The 12,925-nt window shown below is 38.2% G+C and carries 9 protein-coding genes; 5 read left to right on the plus strand and 4 right to left on the minus strand.

Annotation, left to right across the window (positions count from 1 at the left end; translation table 11 throughout):
• Window positions 1-77: 77 nt before the first annotated feature.
• Together ACK1JC_RS02855 and ACK1JC_RS02860 are read right to left on the minus strand one after the other, a co-directional pair.
• Window positions 78-1,253, minus strand: a complete 1,176-nt coding sequence (locus ACK1JC_RS02855) for a thiolase family protein (RefSeq protein WP_409510344.1) — start codon at window positions 1,251-1,253, stop codon at window positions 78-80.
• Window positions 1,254-1,359: 106 nt separating this feature from the next.
• Window positions 1,360-1,896 carry a Tfp pilus assembly protein FimT/FimU gene (locus ACK1JC_RS02860; protein ID WP_409510345.1) on the minus strand — a complete coding sequence of 179 codons (537 nt, stop codon included), beginning with the start codon at window positions 1,894-1,896 and terminating at the stop codon, window positions 1,360-1,362.
• Window positions 1,897-2,274: 378 nt separating this feature from the next.
• On the opposite strand from ACK1JC_RS02860, the gene omp38 reads away from it, so the two are divergent.
• Complete coding sequence (omp38, locus tag ACK1JC_RS02865) at window positions 2,275-3,282, plus strand: outer membrane protein Omp38 (protein WP_409510346.1); 1,008 nt, start codon at window positions 2,275-2,277, stop codon at window positions 3,280-3,282.
• A gap of 171 nt (window positions 3,283-3,453) precedes the next feature.
• Here the strand turns inward: omp38 and ACK1JC_RS02870 are convergent, their stop codons facing one another.
• Both ACK1JC_RS02870 and ACK1JC_RS02875 read right to left on the minus strand, forming a co-directional pair.
• A complete protein-coding gene (locus ACK1JC_RS02870) occupies window positions 3,454-5,100 on the minus strand; it encodes an acyl-CoA synthetase (protein ID WP_409510347.1) in 1,647 nt (548 codons plus the stop codon).
• 216 nt (window positions 5,101-5,316) lie between these two features.
• The gene (locus tag ACK1JC_RS02875; RefSeq protein WP_409510348.1) at window positions 5,317-6,366 is read right to left on the minus strand and encodes an AraC family transcriptional regulator; all 1,050 of its coding nucleotides are present in this window, start codon (window positions 6,364-6,366) and stop codon (window positions 5,317-5,319) included.
• Between the two features lie 108 nt (window positions 6,367-6,474).
• Here ACK1JC_RS02875 and ACK1JC_RS02880 point away from each other — a divergent pair, with 108 nt between their 5' ends.
• The 4 genes from ACK1JC_RS02880 to thrS all read left to right on the plus strand — a co-directional run bounded on the left by ACK1JC_RS02880 (window position 6,475) and on the right by thrS (window position 12,920).
• Window positions 6,475-8,202 (plus strand): neutral/alkaline non-lysosomal ceramidase N-terminal domain-containing protein, encoded by a 1,728-nt coding sequence (locus ACK1JC_RS02880; RefSeq protein ID WP_409510393.1) that lies wholly within the window; start codon window positions 6,475-6,477, stop codon window positions 8,200-8,202.
• 70 nt (window positions 8,203-8,272) lie between these two features.
• The gene (locus ACK1JC_RS02885) at window positions 8,273-9,556 is read left to right on the plus strand and encodes a D-arabinono-1,4-lactone oxidase (RefSeq protein WP_409510349.1); all 1,284 of its coding nucleotides are present in this window, start codon (window positions 8,273-8,275) and stop codon (window positions 9,554-9,556) included.
• 39 nt (window positions 9,557-9,595) lie between these two features.
• Window positions 9,596-10,774, plus strand: a complete 1,179-nt coding sequence (locus ACK1JC_RS02890) for an alanine racemase (protein ID WP_409510350.1) — start codon at window positions 9,596-9,598, stop codon at window positions 10,772-10,774.
• A 223-nt stretch (window positions 10,775-10,997) separates the two neighbouring features.
• On the plus strand, window positions 10,998-12,920 hold the full coding sequence (thrS, locus tag ACK1JC_RS02895; RefSeq protein ID WP_409510351.1) for a threonine--tRNA ligase: 1,923 nt from the start codon (window positions 10,998-11,000) through the stop codon (window positions 12,918-12,920).
• Window positions 12,921-12,925: the final 5 nt, after the last annotated feature.

The following is a 12,925-nucleotide window of genomic DNA, read 5'->3' on the forward strand; positions in this document are numbered from 1 at the left end:
GAATATAAAAATTATAAATATAAAAAATCCCTCAATGGGCGAGGGATTTTTTATAGCAGTTTTAATTTAAAAATAAATTAAAGAATTTCAATCGCTACTGCAGTAGCTTCACCACCACCGATGCACAGCGCTGCAATACCTTTCTTACCACCTGTACGTTTTAATGCATGGATCAGTGTCAAAATAATACGTGATCCTGTAGAACCAACTGGATGACCAAGCGCACATGCGCCACCATTAATGTTGACTTTTTCAGCATCAAGTTTGAACTCATCCATTGCTGCCATAGTCACCATTGCAAAGGCTTCATTGATTTCCCAAAGGTCAACTTCTTGTGCATCCCAACCTGTTTTTTTCAAAACTTTTTCAATTGCGCCCACAGGTGCAATAGTAAATTCTGATGGATGCTGAGAATTTGATGCGTAGGCCACAATTTTTGCCAATGGTTTTAAACTTTTAATTGCAGCATGATCGGCTGTTGTAAGTACCAATGCAGATGCACCATCTGAAATTGAACTTGCATTGGCAGCGGTAATCGTACCGTCTTTGGCAAAAGCAGGGCGTAAGGTTGGAATTTTTTCAATATTGGCATTGAAAGGTTGTTCATCTTTATCAATAACCACATCACCTTTACGACCTGATACGGTTACAGAAACGATTTCATCTGCAAAATAACCTTCGGTAATCGCTTTTTGAGCACGTTGTAAAGAACGAATAGCAAATTCGTCCATTTGCCCACGTGTATAGCCACGGGTATTTGCCATGTCTTGCGCAAAAGAGCCCATAAGACGACCCGTTTCAGCATCTTCTAGTCCATCAAAGAACATATGGTCTTTCACTTCGCCATGTCCCATACGATAACCTGCACGTGCTTTTGGCAAGATATATGGTGTATTGGTCATCGACTCCATGCCACCAGCAACAATTATATCTGCTGAACCAGCTTTGATCGCATCAGCCGCTTGCATGACGGCTTTCATACCTGAACCGCATAATTTGTTAATGGTTACAGCACCGGTTGAATCAGGTAAGCCCGCTTGACGCATTGCTTGGCGTGCTGGACCTTGTTTTAAGCCTGCAGGAAGAACACAACCCATAATGACTTCTTGTACATCATTAGGTTGTAATCCCGCACGAGCAACAGCTTCTTTAATGGTTACAGCGCCGAGTTGTGGTGCTGTGACACTTGTAAGGCTACCTTGGAATCCACCCATTGCTGTACGGGCACCATTAACAATGACGATGTCAGTCATGATTTGTCTCTCCTAATGTGTTGTTTCCATCTTAAACGCTAGCAGTATATTGCAATTTACTCAGGATAAAAGTCCGAACTAAATCGAGAAACTGAACCCATGGGTTCTAATTGCATTTATCAGATTTATCAATACGAACGTGACCCATTGGACTCACTGGATAGTAATTATATTGCTGTTTATCATTAAAACTACAGTAGTGGAATCCGCCCGCTGCACCACGTGGTAGACCTGTATCACCTTGGAAGGTGAGGGTATTTTTAGTATTGGTGGCATTGTTGATAAAGCGAAAAGTACCATAACGAATTTCAGTTTTCAGCGTAGAATAAATTATTTCATTATTGTCAATTATTTTATTGTTATTAGTGTCTGAGAAAATAATTATTCCGTTGTGCCATTGGTTGATTTCACACTTTTCCATGTGTTCAGATGAGCACATTACAACTGTATTATGATGAGTAGAAGCTTGAGTCTTAGCTAAAGCGACTTGTTGGCGGACGAGTGCAGGTACTCTATTTAGCTCTAAGTTTTCTTGTAATTTGTGATACATCGGCAGTGCAAACGTCGCAATAATGCAGAGTACAGCAATAGTGATGACAAGCTCAATCAACGTAAAAGCACGTTGTTTATAATATAAGTACATGTTTTTATCCAATTTATTTTTTATAGTTCTTTAACTAATTTGCTTTTTAATTTATATTTGTTATCGAAGGCTTTCATAATAAAATATTTATTACTATCGCTTTCGATTGCTGTTAAAATACAGTGATTAGGAAGACTAAGCTATAATCGTTATAAAATTGAGTAAAAAATTACCGAATTACAACGGAAATTGTAAGTAATTTTGTCAATAATTTGCTTGATTAAAGTTATCAAGCACTTGGAAAATTTGCTAAGTGTTTGTATGATTCAACGTGAGTAGCTTAAAAATAATACTGGGGTATAGATAGAAAGCTTATCTCAGGAAGCCGAAATATTTAGGCTGAGCTTGAACAACAATTGTTATCTCTGGAGGATATCCATGAAATTGAGTCGTATCGCACTAGCTATGCTTGTTGCTGCACCTTTAGTTGCAGCTAATGCTGGCATAACTGTAACCCCATTAATGGTTGGTTATACTGTCCAAGACACTGATCATAACAACAATAAGTTAACTTCTAGTGCTGAACTACAAGACGATTTATTCGTTGGTGCTGCACTTGGTGTTGAACTTACGCCTTGGTTAGGCTTTGAAGCTGAATATAATCAAGTTAAGGGTGATTTAGACGGTAATACTGGTGGTGCTGAATACAAGCAAAGTACTATTGCTGGTAACTTTTATGCTACTTCTGATTTGATCACTAAAAATTATGATAGCAAAATCAAACCTTATGTATTGTTAGGTGCTGGTCAAACTAAAACTGATTTTGGTTCATATAGTCCTGATGATAAAAAAGATACTATCGGTAATGCTGGTGCAGGTGTATTTTGGCGTTTGAACGATGTTCTTTCTCTTCGTACAGAAGCTCGTAGTACTTATGACTTTGATGAAAAATACTGGCGTTATACAGCTTTAGCTGGTCTTAACGTAGTTCTTGGTGGTCACTTGAAGCCTGCTGCTCCTGTAGTAGAAGTTGCTCCAGTTGAACCAGCTCCAATGCCTGTTGCTCCAGCTGAGCCAGTTGTTGAAGATTTGAACATGGAACTTCGTGTGTTCTTTGATACAAACAAATCAAACATCAAAGATCAATACAAACCAGAAGTTGCGAAAGTAGCTGAAAAATTAGCTGAATTCCCGAATGCGACTGCTCGTATTGAAGGTCATACAGATAACACTGGTCCACGTAAGTTAAACGAACGTTTATCTTTAGCTCGTGCTAACTCTGTTAAATCTGCACTTGTAAATGAATACAACGTTGATGCTTCTCGTTTGTCTACTCAAGGTTTCGCTTGGGATCAACCGATTGCTGACAACAAAACTAAAGAAGGTCGTGCTATGAACCGTCGTGTATTCGCGACGATTTCTGGTAGCCGTACTGTAGGTCAATAATCATTTCGATGATTAATGATTGAAAAAAAGCGACTCAAATGAGTCGCTTTTTTTTGCTTGATTTTTAGAAAATAGAAAAAAATTAAGTTATTTGTACGCGATATAAAGTCAATAAAAAAAGCCACTCTCAAGTGACTGACTTCTTTATTGAATCAAATGAAGAGGGGAATCTTAGCTAAATTCACCTACTGAGCGTTCTTTTGCCCATTCTCGTAAAATAAATTTTTGTAATTTACCTGTTGATGTTTTTGGAATATCCCCAATTACGACATCTTTAGGTACTTTGAATCGTGCTAAGTGTTGCTTACAAAACTCAATTACATCTTCAGGTGTAGTCTCAGCACCTTGTTTAAGTTCAATAAAAGCACATGGAACTTCTTGCCAACGTGGATCAGGTTTTGCAACTACAGCAGCAGTCATAATGGCAGGATGGGTATAAAGTACTTCTTCGACTTCAAGGGATGAAATATTTTCACCACCTGAAATAATAATATCTTTTGAGCGATCCATGATTTTTGCATAGCCATCAGGTTGGCAAACAGCAAGATCACCTGTATGAAACCATCCACCTTTAAAGGCATCTTCAGTGGCTTGGGTATTTTTTAAATAACCTTTCATTACAATGTTACCACGGAACATGATTTCTCCCATGGTTGTGCCATCATTGGGAACGGGTTGCATGGTTTCAGGATCAAGTACACGCATACCATCTTGTAGCGGATATGGGACACCCTGACGTGAGTGCAATTGGGCTTGCTCTTGAATGGAAAGCTCACTCCAACCTGCTTGTGAAGCACAAAGTGCAGATGGACCATAGGTTTCAGTTAAGCCATAAACATGATTCACTTGTACACCAATATGATGCATGCCTTCAATAATTGCCGCAGGAGGTGCTGCACCCGCAACCATTACTTCTACACGATGATTAAATTTAATTTGTTGTGCTTTTGGTGTGTTGATCAGCATAGAAAGTACAATAGGTGCACCGCAGAAATAATCAACTTTGTGTTGATCAATCAATTGATAAACAAGTATAGGATCGACTTTTCGTAAGCAAATATTGGTACCGCCATTCGCAGCAATTGTCCAAGCAAAACACCAACCATTACAATGGAAGAGTGGGAGTGTCCATAGATATTTACAGCGTGGGGTCATTCCACAGGCAATAATATTACTTGCAGCATTAATATACGCACCACGATGGTGATACACCACGCCTTTTGGATTACCCGTTGTACCTGATGTGTAGTTCAGGCTAATCGCATCCCATTCATCATTAGGCAACTTCCATTCAAAATTTTCATCACCTGCTTGGAGCCAATCTTCATATTGAATCTGACCAATGCTGATTGCTGTTGCATGATTTTCATATTCAACATCAGCAACATCAATCACGAAAATTTCTTGTGAAACTAGAGCTAGTGCTTCTTGAGCTACCGCTGCAAATTCAGGATCGACCAGCAAAACTTTAGATTCTGCATGCTCAATCATAAATGCAAGCGTTTTTGCATCAAGGCGAGTGTTGAGTGTATTGAGTACTGCACCTGCCATGGGTACAGCAAAATGTGCTTCAATCATGGCTGGAATATTGGGCAATAAAACTGAAACAGTATCATTTTTACCAATCCCCAATTTTTGCAATTGATCTGCAAATTGGCGACAGCGCGTATAAGTATCGCGCCATGAAATACGGCGCTCACCATGAATAATCGCATCCTGATATGGATAAATGTATGCAGCACGTTCTAAATAACGCAAAGGCGATAATGCAACAAAATTTGCTGTCGTGCGAGGTAATTCATCGTAAGCACTAACCATGTTCAACTCCATCTATATTTATTGTATTTCCGTGTTTAAAAGATATGCATTCTTTGATGCGAATGCATTTATTCTTTAGTCGGGTGTATCTTTTATGTTGAAATAATGAGAGATTTTATGTGTAATAAAATATCAGGTTTTATATTTTAAGTTTATGATATTTATGGTTATTATTTGAATTTAATAAGTTGGTTAATGATGTCGATTGATCATGGTTTAAAAAACTGAACTAAGCAGTTTAGTTTTTTTATAATTTAATGGTGCTTCTCCCGTCCATTTTTTAAATGCCCGTCTAAATTCACGTAGTTCACTAAAACCCAATTGCGTACTAATATCAGTAATAGAGCAGTTATTATTCATTAATTGCATTGCTTTGTCTTGTAAAACCTCTTGACGAATACTCTGAAAATTTAGACCTTCAATCAGTAGAATTCGGCGTAGTTGTCGTTCGCTGATCTTAAAAAGTTGTGCAATGTGCTCCATATTTAAGCGTTCAGGTAAATGTTGTTCAATGAGATGATAAATTTTTTGATGGTAATCAGGTTGATTCATCTTTTGAAAAGAAGCATAAGTTTGCTCGCAAATTTGAATCGCTGCCATATAGTTCGCAGGGCTGTGACTATTTAAGGGATGACTTAGAATATTGGCATCAAAACGAATACAGTTTCGAGTTGCATTGAAGCTGATCGGACAGTTAAAAATATCTTGATAAAGCGAAATATTCTCAGGGGCTGCATAACTTAACTCAATGCTCAGTAAACTCTTGTGCTCCCCAATCATGCTTTTTAAAAAAGTGGTAATACTTGCAAGCACTTCATCACAGAAAAAAGGCAGAAGAAAAGCATTGGGCTGTCGTTCGGTAACAGTCAGTTCTAAAATTTGATGGTTAATTTGAACGTGTAAATCGAGTGCGCTTCCTGAAATAGGATGGTAATGCAGGCCAAGGTTTAATGCCTCTTCAATATTTCTACATGAGCGCATGGTAAAGCCTAAAATTCCCATTGAAATTAATGCTTCATTACTACCAATCAGTAAACCTAGAGGTAATTTGGGGTCATGGTGCTCTACCGCACGTTGAATGATGTGACTGATGGTTTGGAAATCAAGGAAACCTTCACCTTGGCGAAGTTGATTAAGATGAATATCTAGCCCATCAAACCATGAAGAATAATCGAGTTGATGTTGTTCAGCATAATGAATTAAGCCTGAAATGAGTGTAGGAGGCATGAAATGTGTTTGATTTTTATGTAGATGATGATATGGCATGTGTCCGATTTGCCCCCTATTTTTATGATAGTTTCCCCTATTGTATATTGCATAAATCTGCTTAACTTTCAATCAGGATTTATGGGTTTAAAATATCAGGGATGGTCTATGTATCATGTGGGTTGGAATAAACAAGAAATAAAAATTGAGCCAACAGGTTATGCAATGTTTGGTTATGGTATGTGGACGCATCGTGCAACAACAATAAGAACCGCACTTTATGCACGAAGTTTTAGTATTCAAGATGCATCTGGGCAGCGTTTATTATTGTGTTGTGTAGATTTGGGCTGCATTACTTATGCGATGCGTCAAGGGGTAGTGCAGCAATTACAACAACAATTGGGAACAGCATTTCAAGAGAGCTATTTCGCTTTAATGGCAACACATACACATTCAGCACCCGGTGGTTGCGGTTTTGAGGCTTTATATAATATGCCAACACCAGGATTTGTTCCTGAGTATTTACAAGCGATAGTGAATTCGATTGTTGAGAGTGTTGTTCAAGCGATTGCATCTGCACAAGATACTGAAATTCGTATGACATCTACGGCATTTTTGCCTGAAACTCCTGTGGCATGGAATCGTTCATTGCAGGCATATAACCGAAATACAGATGTTGAACAAAAAACTGAGCAGCAAACCCATTTAGCTATTCAACGTGAAATGCAATTACTCGGGTTTTATCGGCAAGGAAAATTACAATCGTTCATTTCGTTCTTTGGTGTGCATGCGACTTGTTTAGGTAATACCTTAAATGCCCACGATGGTGACAATAAAGGTTATGCCGCTGCATTTGCAGAACAGCAATTACTGCAATTGACTCAATCTGATGATGCTATAGCTATTTTTGCACAGGCGACAGCGGGGGATGTATCCCCACATTTTCATGGTAAAAATCAGTTAAAAATTCGTCAAAAAATTAAATGCGAGCAAGAATATTTATATGCCCAGAAAAATGGACAATATCAGGCAGAACAAGCCCTTCAAGCTCTAAATATTGAAAATACACAACTTATTGAGGGAGGTATTGATGCAATCCTAATGTATAGCGATTTGGCTAATGTTGAAATTTCACCAGAGTTTGCATTTGGGCAATTGAGGCAGAAAACAAGTCAGCCATGCCACGGTGTCCCTTTTTTTGCAGGAACACCCGTGGATGGTTTGGGTGCGCCAAAAGCGATTATTCATATCATGCATCTTGCTTCTAAAGCATTGCGTATAAAGCGTTTAAAAAATACAACCTCTGTTGAATATGAAAAGCACAAAGCGCTGTATGCATCGCAAGGGGTGAAAAATATTGTGATTGAAGCAGGTGATCATCGGCTTTTAGGGAAATCTTTGGATGTTGTTCCAAGTATTTTTGATCCTGTAATTGCTGAGATGAATCGTCAATATAAAGCAGGAGCAATTAAAGAAAGTTTATTGGTTCCACAGGTTATTCCTTTACAAATAATAAAAATTGGGCGACTTAGTCTGATTTGTTGTGCGGGTGAAATTACTACAGTGGCAGGTGCTCGTTTAGTACAAACAGTGAAACACCAATTATCGACTTCGGCAGATCAGGTTTGGTTGGCATCGTATTGTAATGATTATATGGGCTATATCACGACGTATGAGGAATATCAGCAACAAGCCTATGAGGGTGGTCATACTTTATATGGTCAATGGACACATGCAGCATTTCAGACAGTTTATCAACAACTTGCTCAGCAATTTAGTATACCTCAAGAGCAACGGCACTATGATGCAGTCACTCGCCCAAAAGACGTAATCAAAGCTGAATTAGACTTACGCACCAATCGGGGTAATTCTAAAACAGCCGTCACTCAAAATTGATATCAAGATGAATAAACAAAGCCATCCGCAATATCCACATCGTAGGAAAATAAGGGCTAAGGAGTAGCCAATGAGCATATTAAAAAAATATACATGGAACAATTGGTCGGGATTTCAAACATCAAATCCACAGCAAATTTTTAAACCGCACAATATTGATGAACTCAAAATCATTGTCCGAGATCATGACAAAATTCGTGTCGCAGGGGCAAGCCATTCATTCACGCCTTTAGTGGCAACAGATGCAACTTTATTGTCACTTGATCACTTATCAGGTGTAGAACATGTTGAACAAGAACAATGCACAGCAACAATATTAGCAGGGACTCGACTGTATGATTTAGATCAATTTTTACAGCCACTGAATCAATCGCTGATGCAACAAGGCGATATTGATCAGCAAAGTTTAGCTGGTGCCGTGTCAACAGGAACACACGGTACAGGCGCAGATTTGTATTGTATTTCAGGTTATGTAGAGCAGTTTGAATTGCTCACAGCATCGGGTGAATTGTTGCAATGCAGTCCTACGGAAAATAGCGATATTTTTAATGCAGGACGTGTATCGCTCGGCAGTCTAGGGATTTTGACCAAAATTACTATGCAAAATAAGCCACGTTATAAACTCAAAGAGCATGTGAAACTCTGTCCTGTGACCGATATGCTGACGAATATTCAACAATGGAAAACCGAGCATCGGCATATTGAATGTTTTGTCTTTTCACACAATGCTCAACTCATGTTGAAAACTTTGGATATGACTGATGAGGAAATTCAACCTCGCAAAAAATCTTGGCCATCGGAAGATGGTTTACTGACGATATGTTCTGAAATAAGTAAAGCCTTTCCATCGGCTAATCCGTATTTGCAAAAATTATTAGGTGTCTTTGTAAAACCGACGACTTTTATTGATTGGTCGAGTCAGATTTTTCCAACACCACGCAATACACGTTTTAATGAAATGGAATATCAAATTCCTGTCGATCAAGGTTTAGCGTGTTTGCAAGAAATTTTAGTGGTGATGCGAAAGCATAAAGTACAGACTTTTTTCCCTTTAGAATTTCGCTTTGTGAAAAGTGATGATATTTGGTTGAGTCCTTTTTATCAGCAAGATTCGATCTCCATTTCAGTGCATCAATACTATAAACAAGATCCATATTTGCTATTCAATGTTATTGAGCCGATATTACGTAAGTATCAAGGGCGACCACATTGGGGCAAAATGCATACGCTAAATCATCAACAATTACGTGAGCTATATCCTAAATGGGGTGATTTTATGCAGATTCGTGAACAGCTTGATCCAAGTAAAAAGTTTTTAAATCCATATTTACAAAAGCTATTTTATAGTCAATAACTGTTAAAGAAAATTATAGAAAATAACGAAGGAAATGAAATGGTTAAAAATGCTCAAGCACATGCCTTTTTTCAACAATTAAATCAGGATTTGCGTCATTCAGCATTCGGTTTACCTCGTTTAATTCTAGATGAGGATCAACTTAAACGAAATATACAGCATGCAGAGCAACAGCTACATAAAAATAAGCATTTAAAACCACGTTTGGTAGTGAAGTCTTTAGCGAGTTTACAACTTCTGCAAACTGTCGCTACACATTTTCAAACACAACGCTTTATGGTATTTCATTTACCGCAAATTTTACCCATTTTAGAAAGCTTTAGCTCGGCAGATGTATTGATGGGGAAGCCTATGCCTGCAAGTACTGTTGAATATTTTTATCTGAGATTTACATCTTGGAATACTTCAAATATTCAATGGATTGTCGATACACCACAGCGTTTAATTGCTTATTTGGATATCGCAAGGCGTTATGCTGTAAGGTTACAGATCAATATTGAAATTGATGTGGGATTACACAGAGGGGGAGTATCAAGTGCACAAGAATTGGTTGCACTGTTGAAAATCATAGAAGCACATCCTGAACAGCTTAAATTCAGTGGTCTAATGGGCTACGATGCACATGTGACCAAACTACCTTCTATTATCAAAAAAGCCGATGTGGCATATGCTGAATCACAGCAAATTTATCAACATTTTATAGAAATTATTCAAGCACAATTTCCGCAGCTTTGGCATGAGGAACTTTGTTTAAATGGTGGTGGTAGTCCAAGTTTTAATTTTCACGTGAAACAAAGTGTTTGTAATGATCTATCTTTTGGTTCAATGTTACTCAAACCAAGTGATTTTGACAGTACACATTTAGAAGCGTTAAAGCCCGCCTTATGGATTGCTAGTCCAGTGCTAAAAGTGCTTGAAAATACAGAATTACCAGGAATGCCATTGCTGAGTAAATTACCCCATAAAGATAAAGCTTTATTTATTTATGGTGGATATTGGATGGCAGATTATGTTTATCCGAAAGGAGCGCATCCACATTTGTTGTACGGACGAAGTTCTAATCAAGAGTTAGTGAATGTTTCAAAAACAACTCAAATTGATGTCGATGATTATGTTTTTTTAAGACCAACGCAAAGTGAAGCAATTATTCCGCAATTTTCTCAGCTTTATTGTTATAAAAATAATGTTTTTGAAGCATGGGAAACTTTTAGAGAGTAATTGTTATCATTGAGGCGAAACATATTTAGAGATGACTTTAATCGATTTTTTTAAGAATAGCTAAGGGTAAGATGTAGCTAATGGTTTATCAAACTGCATTAAAGGTGTAAAATTCTACGGACTTTAATTTTGTTCCACCGATTTTATCTTTTGAGCTCGTCTCGATCATAATCTCGCGGTGACATGCTCCATGGTACGGGGCATCACTCCTTAAGGATTTTTTATGCCTATTATCACATTGCCAAATGGCGATCAAAAAAGTTTTGACCAAGCTGTTTCTGTTATGGAAGTAGCACAGAGTATTGGACCTGGTCTTGCAAAAAATACAGTTGCAGGAAAAGTAAATGGTCGTTTGGTTGATGCAAGTGACCTCATTACCGAAGATGCTACGCTTGAAATTATTACACCTAAAAATCAAGAAGGTGTGGAAATCATTCGTCATTCATGTGCTCACTTGGTAGGTCATGCAGTAAAACAACTTTTCCCAGAAGCTAAAATGGTGATTGGTCCTGTCATTGAAGAAGGTTTCTACTATGATATTTGGATGCCACGCCCATTTACTTTAGATGACATGGCTGCAATCGAAGAGCGTATGAAAAAGCTCATCGATCAAGATTATGAAGTTATCAAAAAAATGACTCCTCGTGACGAAGTGATTGCAGAATTCACAGCACGTGGTGAAGAATACAAATTACGCTTGATTGCCGACATGCCTGAAGAAACACAAATGGGCTTGTATTACCATCAAGATTATTTAGATATGTGCCGTGGTCCGCACGTTCCAAATACTAAATTCTTAAAATCATTCAAACTCACTAAAATCTCTGGTGCTTACTGGCGTGGTGATGCGAAGAATGAACAACTACAACGTATTTACGGTACAGCTTGGGCAGACAAGAAAGAATTAGCTGCATATGTAAAACGTATTGAAGAAGCTGAAAAGCGTGACCATCGTAAAATTGGTAAAGCTTTAGACTTGTTCCATATGCAAGAAGAAGCACCAGGTATGGTGTTCTGGCATCCAAATGGTTGGACAATTTACCAAGTACTTGAACAGTACATGCGTAAAATTCAGCAAGACAATGGCTATCAAGAGATTAAAACTCCACAAATTGTAGACTTTACGTTGTGGGAAAAATCAGGTCATGCTGCAAATTATGCAGACAACATGTTTACGACACATTCTGAAAGCCGTAATTATGCGGTTAAACCGATGAACTGCCCATGTCACGTTCAAGTGTTTAACCAAGGTTTGAAGTCTTATCGTGATCTTCCAATTCGTTTAGCTGAGTTTGGTTCATGTCACCGTAACGAACCATCGGGTTCACTACACGGCATTATGCGTGTACGTGGCTTTACTCAAGACGATGCGCATATCTTCTGTACGACTGAACAAATTGGTCAAGAAGTTGCAGATTTTATTGCATTAACTTTGGATGTCTACAAAGATTTTGGTTTTGAAGATGTACAAATGAAATTGTCGACACGTCCTGAAAAACGTGTGGGTGATGATAAACTTTGGGATGTTGCTGAAAAATCACTTGAAGATGCATTAAATGCAGCAGGTTTAGATTGGGAGCTTCAACCAGGTGAAGGTGCATTCTATGGTCCAAAAATTGAATTTTCACTTAAAGACAGCTTAGGTCGTGTTTGGCAATGTGGTACAATTCAGTGTGACTTCAACTTACCATTACGCTTAGATGCATCTTATGTAACTGAAGATAACGATCGTGACCATCCTGTGATGTTGCATCGTGCAATTCTTGGCAGTTTTGAGCGTTTTATTGGTATACTGATTGAACATTACGCAGGATTCATGCCACCTTGGTTATCACCAATGCAAGCATGTGTCATGAATATTACCGATTCTCAAGCGGTTGCATGCGAGTCAGTGGTCGCAAAACTCAAAGAAAATGGAATTCGAGCAATTTCAGACTTGAGAAATGAGAAAATCGGCTTTAAGATTCGTGAGCGTACTTTAGAACGTATTCCATACTTATTGGTTCTTGGTGATCGTGAAGTAGAAGAAGGTACTGTAAATGTTCGTACCCGTTCTGGACAAAATTTAGGGACTATGTCAGTTGATGCATTTATTGACCTAGTGAAAGTAGCCGTAGCCGAACGTGGCCGGTATATTGTGGAGTAAGAAAG

It is taken from the genome of Acinetobacter sp. TY2, assembly GCF_046269225.1.
Classification (GTDB): Bacteria; Pseudomonadota; Gammaproteobacteria; order Pseudomonadales; family Moraxellaceae; genus Acinetobacter.

Bases quoted from the DNA above. Each gene is read 5' to 3' on its own strand.
- ACK1JC_RS02855 (WP_409510344.1), bottom strand. From the start codon at position 1,253: ATGACTGACATCGTCATTGTTAATGGTGCCCGTACAGCAATGGGTGGA.
- ACK1JC_RS02860 (WP_409510345.1), bottom strand. From the start codon at position 1,896: ATGTACTTATATTATAAACAACGTGCTTTTACGTTGATTGAGCTTGTC.
- omp38 (WP_409510346.1), top strand. From the start codon at position 2,275: ATGAAATTGAGTCGTATCGCACTAGCTATGCTTGTTGCTGCACCTTTA.
- ACK1JC_RS02870 (WP_409510347.1), bottom strand. From the start codon at position 5,100: ATGGTTAGTGCTTACGATGAATTACCTCGCACGACAGCAAATTTTGTT.
- ACK1JC_RS02875 (WP_409510348.1), bottom strand. From the start codon at position 6,366: ATGCCATATCATCATCTACATAAAAATCAAACACATTTCATGCCTCCT.
- ACK1JC_RS02880 (WP_409510393.1), top strand. From the start codon at position 6,475: ATGTATCATGTGGGTTGGAATAAACAAGAAATAAAAATTGAGCCAACA.
- ACK1JC_RS02885 (WP_409510349.1), top strand. From the start codon at position 8,273: ATGAGCATATTAAAAAAATATACATGGAACAATTGGTCGGGATTTCAA.
- ACK1JC_RS02890 (WP_409510350.1), top strand. From the start codon at position 9,596: ATGGTTAAAAATGCTCAAGCACATGCCTTTTTTCAACAATTAAATCAG.
- thrS (WP_409510351.1), top strand. From the start codon at position 10,998: ATGCCTATTATCACATTGCCAAATGGCGATCAAAAAAGTTTTGACCAA.